Source organism: Shewanella sp. SG44-6 (assembly GCF_014164185.1).
Classification (GTDB): Bacteria; Pseudomonadota; Gammaproteobacteria; order Enterobacterales; family Shewanellaceae; genus Shewanella; species Shewanella vesiculosa.
On the sequence record NZ_JACJER010000004.1, the window covers coordinates 70,901 to 88,379 of the forward strand.

17 protein-coding genes are annotated in these 17,479 nt (G+C 41.6%); 11 read left to right on the top strand and 6 right to left on the bottom strand.

Features of this window, described 5'->3' with window-relative positions:
• Nucleotides 1–78: 78 nt before the first annotated feature.
• The 3 genes from H5185_RS01545 to H5185_RS01555 form a co-directional block, all read right to left on the bottom strand.
• Nucleotides 79–1,578 carry a capsule assembly Wzi family protein gene (locus H5185_RS01545; protein WP_182741152.1) on the bottom strand — a complete coding sequence of 500 codons (1,500 nt, stop codon included), beginning with the start codon at nt 1,576–1,578 and terminating at the stop codon, nt 79–81.
• A gap of 4 nt (nt 1,579–1,582) precedes the next feature.
• Nucleotides 1,583–2,089, bottom strand: a complete 507-nt coding sequence (coaD, locus tag H5185_RS01550; RefSeq protein WP_124016700.1) for a pantetheine-phosphate adenylyltransferase — start codon at nt 2,087–2,089, stop codon at nt 1,583–1,585.
• Nucleotides 2,090–2,193: 104 nt separating this feature from the next.
• Nucleotides 2,194–2,949, bottom strand: a complete 756-nt coding sequence (locus H5185_RS01555) for a glycosyltransferase family 25 protein (protein WP_182741153.1) — start codon at nt 2,947–2,949, stop codon at nt 2,194–2,196.
• Between the two features lie 506 nt (nt 2,950–3,455).
• Between H5185_RS01555 and H5185_RS01560 the strand changes: the two genes are divergently transcribed.
• From H5185_RS01560 to H5185_RS23255, 5 genes are all read left to right on the top strand, one after another.
• The gene (locus tag H5185_RS01560; protein ID WP_182698228.1) at nt 3,456–4,457 is read left to right on the top strand and encodes a glycosyltransferase family 9 protein; all 1,002 of its coding nucleotides are present in this window, start codon (nt 3,456–3,458) and stop codon (nt 4,455–4,457) included.
• 52 nt (nt 4,458–4,509) lie between these two features.
• A complete protein-coding gene (gene rfaD, locus H5185_RS01565) occupies nt 4,510–5,463 on the top strand; it encodes an ADP-glyceromanno-heptose 6-epimerase (protein ID WP_182698227.1) in 954 nt (317 codons plus the stop codon).
• A gap of 46 nt (nt 5,464–5,509) precedes the next feature.
• On the top strand, nt 5,510–6,355 hold the full coding sequence (locus H5185_RS01570) for a glycosyltransferase (RefSeq protein ID WP_124016696.1): 846 nt from the start codon (nt 5,510–5,512) through the stop codon (nt 6,353–6,355).
• A 92-nt stretch (nt 6,356–6,447) separates the two neighbouring features.
• A complete protein-coding gene (locus H5185_RS01575; RefSeq protein WP_182741154.1) occupies nt 6,448–7,230 on the top strand; it encodes a glycosyltransferase family 25 protein in 783 nt (260 codons plus the stop codon).
• Nucleotide 7,231: 1 nt separating this feature from the next.
• Nucleotides 7,232–8,371 (top strand): glycosyltransferase family 9 protein, encoded by a 1,140-nt coding sequence (locus H5185_RS23255; protein WP_182741155.1) that lies wholly within the window; start codon nt 7,232–7,234, stop codon nt 8,369–8,371.
• Between the two features lie 66 nt (nt 8,372–8,437).
• On the opposite strand, the gene H5185_RS01585 is transcribed toward H5185_RS23255, so the two are convergent.
• On the bottom strand, nt 8,438–9,433 hold the full coding sequence (locus tag H5185_RS01585) for a glycosyltransferase family 4 protein (protein ID WP_124016693.1): 996 nt from the start codon (nt 9,431–9,433) through the stop codon (nt 8,438–8,440).
• Nucleotides 9,434–9,486: 53 nt separating this feature from the next.
• Nucleotides 9,487–10,548 (bottom strand): glycosyltransferase family 9 protein, encoded by a 1,062-nt coding sequence (locus tag H5185_RS01590; protein WP_182741156.1) that lies wholly within the window; start codon nt 10,546–10,548, stop codon nt 9,487–9,489.
• 110 nt (nt 10,549–10,658) lie between these two features.
• On the opposite strand from H5185_RS01590, the gene H5185_RS01595 reads away from it, so the two are divergent.
• A complete protein-coding gene (locus tag H5185_RS01595) occupies nt 10,659–11,387 on the top strand; it encodes a 3-deoxy-D-manno-octulosonic acid kinase (RefSeq protein WP_182741157.1) in 729 nt (242 codons plus the stop codon).
• 44 nt (nt 11,388–11,431) lie between these two features.
• Here the strand turns inward: H5185_RS01595 and waaA are convergent, their stop codons facing one another.
• Nucleotides 11,432–12,694 carry a lipid IV(A) 3-deoxy-D-manno-octulosonic acid transferase gene (gene waaA / locus H5185_RS01600; RefSeq protein WP_182741158.1) on the bottom strand — a complete coding sequence of 421 codons (1,263 nt, stop codon included), beginning with the start codon at nt 12,692–12,694 and terminating at the stop codon, nt 11,432–11,434.
• Nucleotides 12,695–12,811: 117 nt separating this feature from the next.
• Here waaA and H5185_RS01605 point away from each other — a divergent pair, with 117 nt between their 5' ends.
• From H5185_RS01605 to glpG, 5 genes are all read left to right on the top strand, one after another.
• Nucleotides 12,812–13,468 carry a TetR/AcrR family transcriptional regulator gene (locus H5185_RS01605; RefSeq protein ID WP_124016689.1) on the top strand — a complete coding sequence of 219 codons (657 nt, stop codon included), beginning with the start codon at nt 12,812–12,814 and terminating at the stop codon, nt 13,466–13,468.
• Nucleotides 13,469–13,802: 334 nt separating this feature from the next.
• On the top strand, nt 13,803–14,996 hold the full coding sequence (locus H5185_RS01610) for a glycine C-acetyltransferase (protein ID WP_124016688.1): 1,194 nt from the start codon (nt 13,803–13,805) through the stop codon (nt 14,994–14,996).
• 24 nt (nt 14,997–15,020) lie between these two features.
• Nucleotides 15,021–16,046: an L-threonine 3-dehydrogenase gene (tdh, locus tag H5185_RS01615; protein ID WP_124016687.1), complete on the top strand. Its 1,026-nt coding sequence runs from the start codon at nt 15,021–15,023 to the stop codon at nt 16,044–16,046.
• 112 nt (nt 16,047–16,158) lie between these two features.
• Nucleotides 16,159–16,467 (top strand): thiosulfate sulfurtransferase GlpE, encoded by a 309-nt coding sequence (glpE, locus tag H5185_RS01620; protein WP_124016686.1) that lies wholly within the window; start codon nt 16,159–16,161, stop codon nt 16,465–16,467.
• Entirely contained in the window at nt 16,464–17,315 is an 852-nt protein-coding gene (gene glpG, locus H5185_RS01625) for a rhomboid family intramembrane serine protease GlpG (protein WP_182741159.1), read from the top strand. The genes glpE and glpG overlap by 4 nt, the downstream gene beginning before the upstream one ends.
• The last annotated feature ends 164 nt before the right edge of the window (nt 17,316–17,479 follow it).

Here is a 17,479-nt window from a genome sequence, read left to right on the forward strand (position 1 = left end):
TAGCATTAACCAATAAAAAAGGGAGCCATTCGGCTCCCTTATATCATCAACCTCAACTCGGTTAATAAACCATAACGCTTAAAACTTATACTCGTAAGTTGAAAAAATAGTCCCTTGACTATCATTGGCTTGCACTTCAAATTTGGAATTTGCCACACTGCCGCCTAAGGTCAACATACCGTTAAACGCCGGCAAGCGATATGACAACTCGAGCATCATAATATCTTCTTTTAATGGTTGCGGCGCCCATTCACCGCCACGATTAGCACCATCTTTATTCAATTGAGCGTAACGAATAATTGAGGTAAAACCATGGCTATTGTCGAACTGACCTATTAACCCGAGAGCATAAACATTGGCATCGCTGTCATAGGTACTGCCAAAAGCACGGCCATAATAACGTGAGCCACTTTGGTAAGTTGAATGCTCGTAAAAACAGTTAAACTGGTTTTTATCTTCACCGCAATACACCATAGTATCGGTATATTCGATAAACAATTTGTACTGTTGTTTGGCAAAATTGAAACGCGTGTCAGCACCGACCATTTTGCCGCAATCAACGATTTGCCATGGATCACCTTTAGAATCTTCACAAGTGCGTTCCAGATACAAACCGACAGGCACATTAAACCAGGTATCTGCATAACGGACATCAAAACCCGCCATCTGGTTACCATAGTTTGAACAACCAAATTCATCGACATTATCTGCTCGACAATCGCGCTGACCGGTAATGGATTTAACCGCTGTATTAAAACTACACTCTTGACCTTCACCACAAAACTGCGTAGTCCAAGACAAGCCTATTTCTAACTGTTTAAATGGCTTAATGGCACCACGGAGGTTCCACAATAGGGTATGCGGAGCATAACGATCTTTCTCTGTAACACTTATACCTCCAGTTAAACTCCAATCGCCCATCCATGACAGCCAAGGCGTGTCGAATGCTTGTGAATTATTACGGCTGACCATCAACGATGGCATGGGTCTGGCATTGTTCGATTTATGCAGCGAGGAATCAAATCCTGGTCCCCACCACTGGCCAACACTGCCGGCAGTGACAATCCAATTGCCTAACACCACAGCAATATAAGAATCATCTAAACGGATTTCTTCGTCGTCCGCAGGGTTATAATTTGCAGAGGTGGAAATCTTATAAGCGAAACGCTCACCTGTGTATTCGTGTGAGCCTTGTAATTGGCCCTTTTCACGATAATCAGAGCCAAAATGTTGAAAGCGCGCCTCATCAGATGCAGCAGCCACTTTGATACTGGTGTTACCACGATTACCCACAGCATTCTGGTAGTAAAAGTTAACCCGTGCGAAAGCATCCACTAAGTCAGGGGTTAATATCGAAGGCTCAACTTTGGCAAGATCAGCTCCAATACCCGCCCACATCAATGGAAACGTATTAATCGGCGCGCTAATCACACCTGCATCGGCTAAAGCTTGGATATCTGCGCGTAAATAGATATCTGAAGTATCAACCCAGGGCGCAGCTTGAGCATTGGTGTAAACCATCATAGCGCTTACCCCCAATGCGGCGGTAACACTAGCTAAACTAAATCCTTTTATCATGCAATTACTTACCCTTATTCTCAGCTTTAATTTGAGCAACTTTCTGCTTTAATTGTAACGCAATCTGTGGATGAACAAACTGGCTCACATCCCCTCCGTGCAAGGCAACTTCTTTCACTAGCGTAGATGAAATAAATGAATTCTCTTCCGCTGGTGTCAAAAAAACACTTTCAAGATCGGGGCTTAAACGGCGATTCATATTCGCCAATTGGAACTCATATTCAAAATCGGATACCGCACGCAATCCACGCACCAACACGCTCGCATGCTGTTCTTTGGCAAAATCAACCAACAAGCCTGTAAAGCCGACAACTTCAACATTGTCTAAATGTGCCGTCACCAAATTAACTTGAGCGACACGCTCTTCGAGGCTGAAACGAGGTTGCTTAGAAGGATTTGAGGCGATACCAATAATCACGTGTTTAAATAGGCGTGCAGCACGTTCGATTAAATCGGCATGACCGTTGGTCACTGGGTCAAAGGTACCCGGGTAAATTGCTCTTCTATGCATAATATTTCGCCTTTACATCATCTTTATAGTCGCTAGTTTATCTATTTTTTTGGTCAGAATGAATCACTATTAAGTTTACATATTAGCAAGGTAACATGGCTAAATTACTCTTTTTGTATTCTGGGCAATGGCGGCAATTGTTGTTTATATTCTAATAATTCCAGCTCGTATTTCACTTTTTGCCAAATACGCAATAAATGATGACGCTTGGCGTTATTGCGTCGCCCTTGTCGGCTAATATCACTGTCTAAATCGGTCGCGATCACCGGGAAAGGTCTAACAACAAAACAGCGTAATTGTTTTTCATACCAATACTGAATATCAATATCCACAGGACGTGCAATAGGATAGGCCGTAGCTAATAATTTTTCAGCACCAGCCAATGACACGCACTGCCCGCGAGTCGAAGACGGCAGCTTCAAACACGTCGATAAACTAAAACGATCATCAAGCGCTATTGATTGTACAATGCCTTTCTGCTTACGCCCATGGCACAGTTTGATGTAATCCCAATCTGTAGATAAATTATCGATATGCTGTATCACAGTCATCAATGCGGGATCTAAGACAGAATCATCTTCGAGAATTAAGGCATAATCTAATTGCTGATCAATAATCATTTGCCAACATTGCACATGACTGAGGTAACAACCAATTTCACCTAAATTCAGTTTTTTATCGTACTTTTGAAGGTTTGTTTGCGGATCATATACTTTGCTAATGTCGGTAGCGTGTAAATCCTTACCATATACGGCAGAAATACGTTGATATTCGATACCTAACTGTTTGAGTTGATCATCCATGAAGGTAAATCGTTCTGTACTGCTATCTAAATTTATTAGAAAAACTTTAAATTTCATATGCTAATAACCCAAACACCTATTTTAATCATGTTCAACTACTGACGATTAACCCAATAATACTCAGTCGTGATGATATCTGCTGAATAAAGTGGTCGATGCTTCAGTTAGGTTACTTTTGCCAGTGACATTTGATGTAATCCTTTGAATAAGCTTGAAATAACCGTTATTAAATTAGTGGTTATTTGCGTCCTGTCTCTCACATACATTTCACTATTTTGAGAGTGAGAGGTTTGGGAGTATATCACTAATATTATCGCTTTAGTTTGTTGTCAAAAAACTTCTTTATTGTCACCAGATGAGTTAACAATAACAACCGATATTTACTCACCCTCAATACAATTCCTAATGCAAAACGATGAACAAACGGTCTTGAGTTGATATACTTGGCAAAAGCGTTATACCTCAATCATCATGATGGTTAATAGAATCGTTAAAAGTTACACTATAATGAGCCCCATCATCTGATGGAATTAAGTTAATATTTTTATCTTTCAGACACTAATATGAAAAAAATCTTAGTCATCAAACACGATAAAATTGGCGATTTTGTACTGACATGGCCTGCATTCTATCTACTCAAACAAGCCATTCCAGATGCGACAATTGACGTATTTGTTGCCAAAGTAATTACACCTTTTGCCGAAGCATGTCCCTATATTGATAATGCTATTGCTGATTCTGGTGATGACAAGGCTATCGCAGAACATATTGCCAAGCAAAATTACGATGCTGTCATCGTGGCACATTCTGAAATGAGAATGTATAAGCTCTTAAAAAACATTGATATTCCATACAAGCTAGTGCCGAAACATAATTGGTATCAGTATCTGTATAAACATCGAGCAAACACAGATTACAAAAAAGGTGAAGGTTGTTGGCGTGGCAGCTGTATGTTGATAGAACATTTTTTACACCATCATGGTTATCCTATCCCAAGTTTACCGAAGCAGTATTGGGATATGAGTGAATATAAACCTAAATGGCAGCAATATTATGGCCAACAAGGTGATGAAAAGCTGATTTTTATTCATCCAGGTACCGGTGGTTCTTCGGGCAGTGTTGCAGAAGTCGATCTGGCAAAAATGATCAGCCAAATCAACCGCCTTACCCAAACAGCTTGTCATTTTGTTTTAACCTATAATGGCGATGAATTGGTTTTAGCCCAAAATATTCAAGCGTTACTTGCAGATCAACCTATACGCGTTTCAATAGCGAAACCATTAAGCAGTTTGCGTGATTTTGCCGAATCGCTAGTTGCCGCAGACATGTTTATTGCCGGTTCAACAGGCCCATTGCATATTGCCGGCTTACATAATGTACCGACTGTCGGTTTTTATGCCGGTAGACGATCAGCACCACATATTAGATGGCAAACGTTAACCGAGCCGAGTAAGCGACTCACTTATACGCCGCCAATTGGTAAGAAAACTGGCCGTAATATGTCGCTAATTGACTTTGATCAAGTGTCCCAAGAAATTGCAGATTTTTTGAATAAGTTATCTTAATCGCAATAGGTTCAGCCTGCTCATCTAGAGCACAAATATTGGAAATATTATTATGATAGTGGTTACAGGCGCAGCAGGGTTTATTGGTAGTAATTTAGTTAAACAACTTAATGCCATGGGACGAAATGACATTATTGCCGTTGACGATTTAACCGACGGTACCCAAATGTTTAATTTAGCCGATTGTGAAATCGCCGACTATCTTGATAAAGATGATTTCATCAAGCAAATTCAAGCCGGTGATTTTGATAACGCACTCGAAGTAATCTTCCATCAAGGTGCTTGCTCATCGACCACAGAGTGGGATGGCAAGTTTATGATGGCTAACAACTACGAGTATTCAAAAACTTTATTACATTATAGCCAAGCCAATAACTGTCAATTTATCTATGCTTCTTCGGCCTCGGTATATGGCGGCAGCGAAAAGTTTATTGAGCAACGTGAACTCGAGAAGCCGCTGAATGTCTACGCTTACTCCAAGTTTTTATTCGACCAGTATGTAAGACAACAAAAACTTACCAGCCAGGTAGCTGGTTTACGTTATTTCAATGTCTATGGTCCGCGTGAGCAACATAAAGGCGGTATGGCCAGTGTGGCTTTCCACTTTAATAACCAAATTAATCATAATGGTGTATGTCGTTTATTTGAAGGTGTGGATGGTTATGACAATGGCCAGCAACTTCGTGACTTTGTGTTTGTCGAGGATGTCGTTAAGGTTAATTTATGGCTCTGGCAGAATCCATCAGTATCTGGCATTTATAACTGTGGTACTGGCCAAGCACAAAGCTTCAATGATGTTGCTAATGCTGTGATTGCGTATCATGGTAAAGGACACATTGAGTACATTCCTTTCCCTGATAAGCTTAAAGGTGCCTATCAGAGTTACACTCAGGCTGATTTAACCCAACTAAGAGCCGCCGGTTATCACGCCGAATTTAAAACGGTCGAACAAGCGGTACCAGAGTATTTAAATTGGCTTAAGAGTCAGCACTTTATTGGTCAATAATGACGAGCAACCGTTAAGCTAACTCCTACTTTACTTGGATACAATAATGAAAAAAGCTATCTTCACGCTTGCGATTGGTGATGAAAATCCGATGTACCGAGCGGCACTGCTCAGCTTTGAGCAATATGCACAAAAAGTTGGCGCGGATCTCATTGTATCTAAAGAATTTCATTATCCAATCACGATTACAGATCCTCAACATACCGCCAGCCCTGCATGGACTGAAAAACTGTATATTAAAGAAATTCTGAAACAATATGATCGCGTATTGTATGTCGATGCTGACATTATTATTCAACCCGATGCAGAGAATATCTTTGAGGTTTACGATGACCTGAACACGGTTTATTTGTTTAATGAAGGCGAGCACTTAGAGCGCCAAAGTGTAATTGATAAAATAACCTCAATTATGGGGCCTGTCGATAACTGGCCTGTGGTCAACAATCGCCCAGTGTATTACAACTTAGGTTGTATGCTTATTTCGAAGCAAAACCGATTGTTTGATATTGCTAAACTCGACGATCTGCAACAGCTATGTAACCATATCAAGTATTACGAACAAACATATGTAAACTACTTATTGCACCGAGACGGTCTAAAGCATCAGAATATTTCGCCTAAATTTAATCGCATGGACTTTATGGGGCCAGAGCATTATCGCGATGCCAGTTTTATTCACTACGCTGGCCGAGGCTACAGTAATTCATCGCTCAAGCGAGAAGTAAGATTTGTAAATGACTTTTGCGAGCTATTTAAAGGTCACATCGATGACAACACATTAGATGAAATTAAACAAAGTGGTTGGGATCTGTTTATCAATAAAGCCCAACAACGCTATAAATTACCCAAACCGATTATCAATGCGATAGCAAAGCGTTTTATCACTATTTAATAAAGGGTTATTGACCCTATTCTTAGCGTAATAGGCATTGAGATTTAACCCGTTTAGCAACAAAGTATTCCGTGAAAAAGGCTTAATTATTCATGTTAAAGTACAAAGTGTTTGTTATTAATTTGGCTCGTTCGCAAGAGCGGCTGGCACAAATTGCAGCGCAACTTGCGGCGGTTAACATTCCGTTTGAACGCATTGACGCTGTTGAAGGTAAATTGCTATCAAGCGAAGAAATCGAAGCCGTATCCCCCGCACGTTTAGCCAGACAACATTATTATCGCGATCTCAGTGCTGGTGAAATCGGCTGTAGCTTAAGCCACAAACGAGCGTGGCAAAAAATTATCGACGACGATTTAGACTTAGCCTTTGTATTTGAAGATGATATTCACCTTGAGGCTAACTTTGCCGATACAATCAACATGATCCTCAATCTGCCCACCATGGATTGGGACTTTATTAAGCTATATCCATTGACACGAAAAAGTCGTAAAAATATTCAGTCGTCGGTGCACTATGGTGAATTTGAATTTGTGACCTATAAAAAATTTCCACTTGGGGCAATGGCCCAAGCCATTAGTCGTCGTGGTGCAGAGTCACTGATTAAACATATGCCTTATATTGTTCAACCAGTTGATGGTCATTTAAAATCTTGGTGGAGCCTAGGAATAACGCCTTTTGGCTTGCTGCCTTACTGTATTTCTGTCGACATAGAAGGTCCGTCAGATATTAATCCTGACGGTAACTTAGAAAGAGCACCTCAACGACGTGTGACAAAGTTAATGTTAAATTGGAGCCGGGCATTGATGCGATTTATCGCAACACCTCAGCTGGAAAAACAATTTCGTCAATTCACTCAAGCGTTAAAAAAGGATTAATGTGTCTTCATTAATTAGCCATACACAATTACAAAATGCCCAGCGTATTTTGTATATGACCCACTTAGCCATTGGTGATTTTGTTTACCAGAGTGTCTGGTTAAAAGCCCTAAAAGCTAAGTATCCACATTTGGTTATTGATGTGTGGTTTGATGATTGTCGTAGTCGTCCACAATCGTGGGCAACAGGCCGCAATAAAGTCCTCAATGAATGGATAGACTCACTGGGTATTATCGATAAGACCTACCCCATTGTTGGCGACCTCGCCCAAAGACAAGGCTATATCAGCCAAGCACAATCACTCAATTATGATTTAATTGTATTTATTGGTAAGAATCGCAGTGAGCAGTTCGCAAAAATTGCTCGAAAAATATCAACTTCAGCCTTTGTCGTCGCCTCTAAAAGTAAACCATTGAGTAACCCGATAGCAAAATGGCTGTATTTTAATAATATAAATACCTACTTCAGCTACGATGACATGGTTAAGAGCAGTCAACATATTACCGATTTATATGGCCAATGTTTCGAGCGGGCGTTAGGTCTTACTTGTGGCGATTTAGTCGATGGTCAAAAGCAATTAGTGTTTCATGTTGATGCCATTTATCAACAACAAGCTTGTATACTGATTAACAAGTTAACTGCAAATGACACCAATAAACTGGTGGTGTTTGTAAACCATTTATCCACCGCCGATAAACGTGATTATCCTTTTGCTCAACTTAAACAAGTGATTTTAACTCTCGAACTTCAATATCAAAATCTGGTGTATATTTTCAACTGTCCGCCAGATAAATTGAATGAAGTGACCACTCAAGTTGCTGAAGATAGCGAGCTAAACCATTTAGCGATTACCACATTTACTGCTAAGCAAAACTTCTTTCAATTGCCCGCCTTAATTGCACAAAGCGATATCGTCATTAGCGCTGAAACCGCTACGGCACACTTAGCTGTATGCATGGATAAACCACAAGTGACCATAATGTCGAATGATTTAACCCTATGGCAACCTAAGGGCGACAGTATTATTTTAACCGGTAGCGGCCAAGCTAAATCAATTACACCGCAGCAAATTGTTGATGCATTCACCCAACAGCTAAGGCAACATTATAGTGGCACGCCCAAGCTAGCTGAACGGTTATAATTGGAGTCAATAAAAAAGGCCGAATAGGCCTTTTTTATTGAAACGGTTAACCGTGAATGATGCGAGTTATGACATCAATTCGGTAACAGGCAGTAAATCTAATAAACTCTGGGTAGCATAAGGAGCAGCCTGATTTAAATATTCACCGTTAAGTACCTTGTCGTACATGGCTTGATACTGTTGCGCCATCACATCGGCATTAAACACATCCCTTGCCACTTGGTGACACACTTTACGATCAAAACGATCTAGGTGCTTCAGTGCATCCACCATCTCATTATAATCTGTCGTCAGAAGTCCCATTTCAGGTTGGGTGATAATCTCAGGTAAAGACCCAAAGGGTGTTCCAATAACTGGCGTACCTAAAAACAGGCTTTCGGTTATCGCCAAGCCAAAGGGTTCATGCCATCTCACTGGAAATAATAACGCTTGTGATTGCTTAATAATCGTAAATTTATCATCGCCACCCACCATGCCTTTAAAGTCGATATTCATATCAAGGTTAAAGTAGCCTTTTTTACCAAACTCAAATCGTTTACCGCCCAATACCGCTAATTTATGACCCGCTTTTTTAGCAATCTTAGCGGCGCCAGTCATGTTTTTATGACGAACCGTCGCTTTACCCAAAAAGTGAACATAGTTACTGTTAGATTCAAAGCTAGGTTGGCCATACTCAGACCAATCTAGGCCATTGTAAACATAGCAATCGCTGTGATGATTATTAGCATGACGCTGGGAGATAAAAATAGTGTTGCGATCATATTGTTTCGCTTTATCTGCATTGGCGTGTTCAGTGCACACAAACGGCTTATCTAATTCGCCAGTAAAGGCGCAATGAAAATGCACCACATCAGGCCAATCAGTAATCTGTTGATTAAATGATTTTCTCTTATCGTACAACAAGGTTCCTTCAGGCCTAATATCATGTGGGCGCATCAAAAACTTAACTTCGTGACCTTGCTGTTTTTGAGCGGTAGCCAATGACCATACCACGCGCTCAGTACCGCCAAACTTAAACGCCGGAAACGGTCCTCGGCAAAGTAGTACATGTAAGATTTTCATTTAACCTTTCCATATTGAATATGTCACCGAACAGAATAATCGCTGATCTTCTATCAGCGTAAACCAGCAGCTGAAACTGTGTATTGCTCTGCGCAAAACTGTTTGAAGGAGGCAATAACCTCATCAACCTCTATTATTGCCATTAAATGCTCGCCTTTAGCGCGCGTGCCCCAGTTTACATCTCCTTCAACCTGTTGCTTTATGACTTGGTCATAAACAGACACGGTATAATCTCGATAAAAATAGGGGCCCGTTCGCCCGGGATTAGAATGAGCATATAAACCAATAACCGGAGTACCTTGAGTCACCGCCATATGTAATGGCCCGGTATCTGGTGCAAGCACTATTGTCGCTTGCTTTAACACCGCAAGCAGTTGCGTAAGCGATGTCTTGCCCACTTGATTATCAAAGGGCTGCTGACTATGAGATTGAATCACATCTGCTAAGGTTTGTTCTAGCGCGCTTGGGCCGCCACACAGCATCACTCGGTAACCTTGATCAATGGCGTAATCGGCTACTGCAGCGTAACGCTCTGGCAGCCAATTACGCTCTGCTTTACTGGCAGCAGCACAAATCACCAACACCTTATCATCACCCACGAGCCGTTTAGCAAAATCAGTATCGGCTTGAGGTACCGGAATATTCCAGCTTGGGGTTAAGTCTTCTACGCCAATGGCATTAGCAAAGCCCATAAAACCATCTAATACATGCGGCGTGGCCAAGGGCTCAACGGCATGATTGGTAACCAACCATTGACCTTCTTTGGCTCTTGCTTTATCAAATCCGACCCGCACTCGGGCCTTAATCATTAACGATGCTATGGTTGCACGCAAGGCAACTTGCATGTGCAGCAACACATCAAAACGCTGACCATGTAAATCACGACGTAACTGAACATAACTACGCCAGCCCTTAGACTTATCGAAAATAACAAACTCAATGCCAGGTAAGTGTTTAAGTAACTGATATTCGATCTTGCCAATAACCCAAGTGATACTCAGATCGGGATACTGTTTTTGAATAGCCTGTACCATAGCTACAGCGTGGCAAACATCACCAATAGCAGATAAACGCAGTAAACATAATGAACGTATCGCACTAAAGTCAGCTTTCATTGATTATCCAATATGCTTAAATGAAGAAGTAAGACGGTGGAGGCAAGTAAGTGATCTTAAGGTATAATGTTATTTCGATCCACAATCTCGCCAATGCTATTGATAATTAGATGCAAATAAAAACCACTCAACTTGGCCATATTGCCTGGTGTGAAACTACAGCCCAACAACTGGAACCTCACGACTTTGCCGTAGAGGCTTGGCAACAAAGAAATGCCATTGTCGGTCAATCTAAGGGGCGTTATACCACCTGGTTTGTCAAAACCGATAACTTGGATTCGCCGCAAACATGGGTGTTACGTCATTACTGGCGTGGTGGGATGATGGAAAAGTTGAGCCGTGATGCCTATCTTTATACTGGCCTACAACATACTCGCGCTGTGGCTGAATTAGCCATACTGGAAACCTTATATCAAGAAGGCTTTGCTGTTCCACGTCCAATAGCAGCGAATGTTGAGCGCTTTGGTTTATGGTATCGGGCCGACATCATCATTGAACATGTCGCGGGATCAAACGATTTAGTGGCGCATTTACGCCATAAGCCAATGACAGAAGCACAATGGTATTTACTCGGTGAAACCATTGCCAAATTTCATCTGCGTGGGGTGTATCATGCAGATCTAAATGCTAAAAATATCCTACTGGCTCAAGGGAAATTCTATCTAATTGATTTTGATAGAGGTGAATTACGTCAACCACAAGCCAGCTGGCAACAAGCCAATCTGCAGCGGTTACTACGTTCTTTTAAAAAAGAACTCACCAAACTCGCTACACTGCAATTTAATCAACAGCACTGGCAGCAATTACTTAACGGTTATCAAAGCGTTAATCCTATCTAAACCAAGTCATCGTCTGGCCTTGTCATACGATTAACCGTTCAAGATTAAACGATAAGTTGATTGATCAATGTAAACTGCTTTAATAAGGCACCACGATTTTGCTCAACCACTGCAAGAGCGGCAAAAGACGCCGATTGATATAGGGGGTTATCTGTGAACTTATGTTGTAACTCTTGGGCTAACTGTTCTGCAGAAGTAATGCAGCTTAATGCTCCGGCATCTGCGAGTAATTGCGTAATCTCAGCAAAATCCCAATGATTGGGACCAACATACACAGGTAGCCCCATGGCCGCAGGTTCAAGCGGGTTATGACCACCATTATTAATCAGTGTCCCGCCAACAAATGCCTGATCAGCTGTACCATATAGCATAACCAGTTCCCCCATAGTGTCACCAAGTAACACTTGAGTTTGCCCATTCACTTCATCATGCATACTGCGTCTAGCTAAGGTTAATCCAGACTGAGTAATCGTAATCGCGGCTAAGTTGAATTGCTCAGGATGTCGGGGTGCCATGATCAATAATGCATCTGGAAAATAACTCAGTAGCTGCTTATGGGCACTTAACATTGCCTCAAACTCCCCAGGATGAACACTTCCGGCAACCCAAATAGGTGAATTAACACGATGCCATTGATCTCGAAGCGTATTGGCTTGCTGTTTTTTAATGGGATCAATCGTGAGATCAAACTTCAAACTGCCACACACCTGTAGGCGTTCAGCTTCCACTCCCAGATGAATAAACCGCTCTGCTTCAACCTGAGTTTGAACAGTAATCAACTTGAGTTTATTTAACATAGGTACTGCTAAACGACGCTTTTTAGCGTATTTATCGGCTGATTTTTGCGACAACCGTGCATTGGCTAAAATCACAGTCACTTGTTGCCGCGCGGCAAAGTGGACTAAGTTAGGCCATAACTCGGTCTCCATGATAATGCATACTTTGGGCTGTAATTGGCGGAGAAATTTTTTAATCGCATAAGAAAAATCAAATGGTAGATAACAATGCTGTACCTTATCGCCAAATGCTTTTACCACCTCTGCAGACCCCGTTGGGCTGGTAGTGGTGACGGTAAATAAATAATCTGGGTGCGCTGCCATAAGCTGCTTAATCAAGGGAATCGCCGCCAGGGTTTCCCCCATAGACACGCTGTGGATCAATACATCAGTTTGCTCTAGTTTGGCCAAGCCAAAACGTTCAGACCAACGACGACGGTAATCGACACTTTTTATTGCCCGAAATGCAAGATAGAGCACCACCAGCGGAAACAATAAATACAGAAATAAAGAATAAAAAATACGGTTCATGGAAGAAGAGTCATCGATTTTTGCTTGTCAGATGAGCACAATGTTAACATACTCATACTAAGTCGGCTTAAGCAATTATTTGACCGATAATAAGCTAATAATGAATATGGAAATCAAATGAAAACCCGCGATAAAATTATTTTTGCCAGCTTAGAGTTATTTAATGAACATGGTGAGCGTAGCATTACGACTAACCATATTGCCGCTCACTTAAGTATTAGTCCGGGTAATTTGTATTATCACTTCCGCAATAAAGAAGACATTATCAATTCGATTTTTAGTTTATATGAAAGTCATTTAGAGTCAGGCTTTAAGCCTTATGATGATGTGCCTATTACGATTGAGTTATTAATGGGTTACTTTGATGCCATGTTCTACACCTTATGGCAGTTCAGGTTTATGTATGCCAACCTAGCTGATATTTTAAGCCGTGATGAAGCACTTAAAAAACGCTATTTACATGCTCAACAACAAGTGCTTAATCGTTCAAGCGATGTGCTTCGCAAACTCAAAAAAGACGGTTTCCTCGATGTCGATGATAATAAAGTCACTGCGCTTGCCGATACCATTAAAATGATGGTCAGCTTCTGGATCAGCTATCAATTAACCCAATCCAGCACATCAACTATCACTAAAGCCACTCTGTATGATGGACTATTGCGAGTTTTGATGATTTTTCAGGCTTATTCTACGCCTACGTCAAGTGCAACATTTTGCCGTTTAGAACAACATTATTTAGATATAGCCAGCCAAGAGCGCCATAACGCTGCGTAACCAAATACTGACATTCTCGCTTATCTCATATCCATAACATACCTTCCAATCCGCAAGTAACCGACTACAATTGAGTCGGTTACTTGCGGATGATGTTGGACGGATGCATCCACTTCCCCAACATCGTAATCAACCATGTTAATGATTAGTTTTTTTAATGTGAATATATCAGTAGCCCTAAACTAACTCATGTTGGTCTGACGACTAAAAAAAACGCTGTAGAGCGGCAAAAATAAAGGTTAGAATGCCAACAACTCCAGAACACCCTGTCATTTATCGCGGTGTTTACTGCGTGATTTGGATAAGCATAATAACCATATTTAGGAGAACACAGGTGGCATCTACCTCTTTTTACGACCGAATTAATCAGCAAATTATCGATGTAAAAGCCGATGGTTTATACAAGAATGAACGCGTCATTGCTTCTGCTCAACAAACTGCCATCCAAGTTAATAGTGAAGAAGTGATTAACTTCTGCGCCAATAACTATTTAGGTCTAGCCAATCATCCGGATCTTATTGCAGCAGCAAAAGCAGGTTTAGACAGTCATGGTTTTGGTATGGCTTCGGTACGATTCATTTGCGGTACTCAAGATATTCATAAGCAATTAGAAGCTAGCCTAAGTGAATTTTTAGGCATGGAAGACACTATTTTATATTCATCTTGCTTCGATGCTAACGCGGGTTTATTTGAAACCCTATTAGATGCAGAAGATGCGATTATATCTGATGCGCTTAACCATGCTTCAATCATTGATGGCGTGCGTTTGTGTAAGGCTAAGCGTTTTCGTTACGCCAACAATGATATGGCCGACTTAGAAACTCAGCTTATTGCCGCCCAAGCTGCTGGTGCACGCAACATTTTGATCGCCACTGACGGTGTATTTTCAATGGATGGCGTAATCGCTAACCTTCAAGGTGTGTGTGATCTAGCCGATAAGTATGGCGCATTGGTGATGGTCGATGACTCTCATGCCGTAGGCTTTATCGGTCAAAATGGCCGTGGAACCCATGAATACTGTAATGTTATGGATCGTGTCGACATTATTACCGGTACATTAGGTAAAGCCTTAGGTGGTGCATCGGGTGGTTTTACTGCAGCGAAGAAAGAAGTGGTTGAATGGTTACGTCAACGCTCGCGCCCTTACCTGTTTTCAAACTCATTAGCGCCTTCTATTGTTAGTGCATCAATTTGTGTGCTTGAAATGCTAAAAACCGGTCAAGACTTGCGTGAAGCCGTATGGGAAAACAGTCGTTATTTCCGTGAGCAAATGTCAGCAGCAGGTTTTACCTTAGGTGGTGCAGACCATGCCATTATTCCGGTTATGATTGGCGATGCGAAATTGGCAGGTGACTTTTCAAACCGTTTGTTGCAAGAACACATTTACGTGGTTGGATTCTCGTTTCCTGTAGTGCCTAAAGGCCAAGCGCGTATTCGCACCCAAATGTCTGCGGCACACACCCGCGAGCAACTTGATCATGCAATTGGTGCCTTTACCCGTATTGGTAAAGAAATGGGCATTATCTAATTCCAGACAACATAGGTCATTAACATGAAAGCATTAAGTAAGTTAAAGCCTGAAGAAGGCATCTGGATGGTCGATGCACCAAAACCAGAAATGGGTCACAACGACCTACTGATTAAAATTCGTAAAACGGCTATTTGTGGCACTGACGTCCATATCTACAACTGGGATGAATGGTCACAAAAAACCATTCCTGTACCTATGATTGCTGGCCATGAATATGTCGGTGAAGTTGTCAGTATGGGTCAGGAAGTTCGCGGTTTCAGTATTGGCGATCGCGTATCGGGTGAAGGTCATATTACTTGTGGCCATTGCCGTAACTGTCGTGCAGGCCGTACTCACTTATGCCGTAACACTTCAGGTGTGGGTGTGAACCGTGACGGTGCATTTGCCGAATACTTAGTGCTACCTGCATTTAACGCTTTCAAGATCCCGGCTGATATTCCAGATGATTTAGCGGCTATATTCGATCCTTTCGGTAACGCTGTACATACCGCATTATCATTTGATTTAGTCGGTGAGGACGTATTAATTACCGGCGCTGGTCCTATTGGTATTATGGCTGCTGCTGTGTGTAAACATGTCGGAGCACGTCATGTCGTGATCACTGATGTAAACGAATACCGACTTGATCTTGCTCGTAAAATGGGTGCTACCCGCGCAGTGAATGTCGCCACAGAAAGTCTTAAAGATGTGATGAAAGAGCTTGGCATGACAGAAGGCTTTGACGTCGGTTTAGAAATGTCAGGTGTGCCATCGGCATTCCATGCCATGTTAGACACGATGAACCATGGTGGTAAAATTGCCATGCTAGGTATTCCTGGTGGCGAAATGGCTATTGATTGGAGCAAAATCATTTTTAAAGGTTTGATCATCAAAGGCATTTATGGCCGTGAAATGTTCGAAACTTGGTATAAAATGGCCAGTTTAATCCAATCTGGCTTAGATTTATCTCCGATCATTACTCATCACTTTAATATTGATGATTTCCAGAAAGGCTTTGATGCAATGCGCTCAGGTCAGTCTGGCAAGGTTATCCTGAGCTGGGATTAATTATTATTAACATCTAGCATATCCACACTAACAAGGGGTTGTATTTATACAACCCCTTGTTGCAGACTGATACTAAGTCAAACGCTATGCGTACATTTTTATAGGTAATAACATGTCTGGTTTTAAACATCTGTCGATTAATGAGCTTATCCATATGTCCTCCGAATCTAACGACATACAAGTTGTTGATATTCGTGATGCTGCTAGTTTTACCGCTGCTCACATTGAAGGTTCAACCAATCTAACCAATGAAAATCTAGCAACCTTTATTGCCGATGCTGATATGGACAAACCTTTGGTCGTAGTGTGCTATCACGGCATGAGTAGCCAAAGTGCGGCCAACTACTTAAATGAGCAAGGTTTTGATGATGTTTACAGCCTAGATGGCGGCTTCAGCGCTTGGAGCTTAGCTCACTCATGATAGAAATTGGCCAACTTCCTAATGCACGTGCAGCACAAGCATTTATTGACTACCTTAAAGGGTTAAATATTCAATGCAATGCTGTTTCTCATGCTGAGGGTGTTGGCCTAGCGATCACCAATCCTGCTGATGAAGTTCAAGCCCGCGCCGAGTTACTTGAGTTTGCTAAAAACCCTCACGACAGCAAGTATTTGCAGGCATCTTGGGATAACGGCGCTACCGATACTAAATTTGACTACGGCCCGGGAGCTAAAGGCCTAATTCAACAGTTTATGACAGGTGCAGGCCCACTCACATTAGTATGTTTTTTTGCATGTGTGGCCGTTTTTGCTGCTATGAACCTTGGTTTTGCTAATGATACCTTTACTAAATTATCTTTTTTCGGCGCCGTAGCTGATAGTGATTTAAGCCAAATATGGCGAGTCTTCACCCCTAGCCTAATGCACTTTTCTGCTATGCATATTATCTTTAATTTACTTTGGTGGTGGTATTTAGGCGGTAAAATTGAGACCAATTTAGGTACTCGACCATTATTATTTTTATTAATCGTCGCGGGTACGTTACCCAATATTGTGCAGTTTTACATGACAGGGCCTAATTTTGGCGGGCTGTCTGGCGTCGTTTATGCTGTGGTGGGTTACACTTGGTTAATGGGGATCCGTAAACCCAATTGTGGTATTAATTTACCGCAATCTTATATGGGGTTTATGATGGTTTGGCTCGTTCTTGGCTTTACGGATGTGCTGGGAATGCCTATTGCAAATGGTGCCCATATTGCAGGGCTTTGTGTTGGTTTGGCTCAAGCATTATTTGATAGCAAAAAATCACCAGCCGCGAAAACGAACTAACACTCTTGCAGGATGAATAAAAAAATGCCACCAAGGGTGTAATGCCGATCGTTTAAGCGACTTGAACGATCTTTTCTAGGCTTCATAATCGGTCTTAGATTTATTTCTGAGGCCGATTTTTTTATGTCTGAATTTTCTCTAGAGTTACAAGCGACTGCTGAATT

Excerpts from the sequence above, each read along its gene's own strand:
- H5185_RS01575 (WP_182741154.1), top strand. The coding sequence starts at position 6,448 with ATGTTAAAGTACAAAGTGTTTGTTATTAATTTGGCTCGTTCGCAAGAG.
- H5185_RS01585 (WP_124016693.1), bottom strand. The coding sequence starts at position 9,433 with ATGAAAATCTTACATGTACTACTTTGCCGAGGACCGTTTCCGGCGTTT.
- waaA (WP_182741158.1), bottom strand. The coding sequence starts at position 12,694 with ATGAACCGTATTTTTTATTCTTTATTTCTGTATTTATTGTTTCCGCTG.
- glpE (WP_124016686.1), top strand. The coding sequence starts at position 16,159 with ATGTCTGGTTTTAAACATCTGTCGATTAATGAGCTTATCCATATGTCC.
- coaD (WP_124016700.1), bottom strand. The coding sequence starts at position 2,089 with ATGCATAGAAGAGCAATTTACCCGGGTACCTTTGACCCAGTGACCAAC.
- H5185_RS01560 (WP_182698228.1), top strand. The coding sequence starts at position 3,456 with ATGAAAAAAATCTTAGTCATCAAACACGATAAAATTGGCGATTTTGTA.
- rfaD (WP_182698227.1), top strand. The coding sequence starts at position 4,510 with ATGATAGTGGTTACAGGCGCAGCAGGGTTTATTGGTAGTAATTTAGTT.
- H5185_RS01590 (WP_182741156.1), bottom strand. The coding sequence starts at position 10,548 with ATGAAAGCTGACTTTAGTGCGATACGTTCATTATGTTTACTGCGTTTA.
- glpG (WP_182741159.1), top strand. The coding sequence starts at position 16,464 with ATGATAGAAATTGGCCAACTTCCTAATGCACGTGCAGCACAAGCATTT.
- tdh (WP_124016687.1), top strand. The coding sequence starts at position 15,021 with ATGAAAGCATTAAGTAAGTTAAAGCCTGAAGAAGGCATCTGGATGGTC.
- H5185_RS01545 (WP_182741152.1), bottom strand. The coding sequence starts at position 1,578 with ATGATAAAAGGATTTAGTTTAGCTAGTGTTACCGCCGCATTGGGGGTA.
- H5185_RS01555 (WP_182741153.1), bottom strand. The coding sequence starts at position 2,949 with ATGAAATTTAAAGTTTTTCTAATAAATTTAGATAGCAGTACAGAACGA.
- H5185_RS01595 (WP_182741157.1), top strand. The coding sequence starts at position 10,659 with ATGCAAATAAAAACCACTCAACTTGGCCATATTGCCTGGTGTGAAACT.
- H5185_RS01605 (WP_124016689.1), top strand. The coding sequence starts at position 12,812 with ATGAAAACCCGCGATAAAATTATTTTTGCCAGCTTAGAGTTATTTAAT.
- H5185_RS01570 (WP_124016696.1), top strand. The coding sequence starts at position 5,510 with ATGAAAAAAGCTATCTTCACGCTTGCGATTGGTGATGAAAATCCGATG.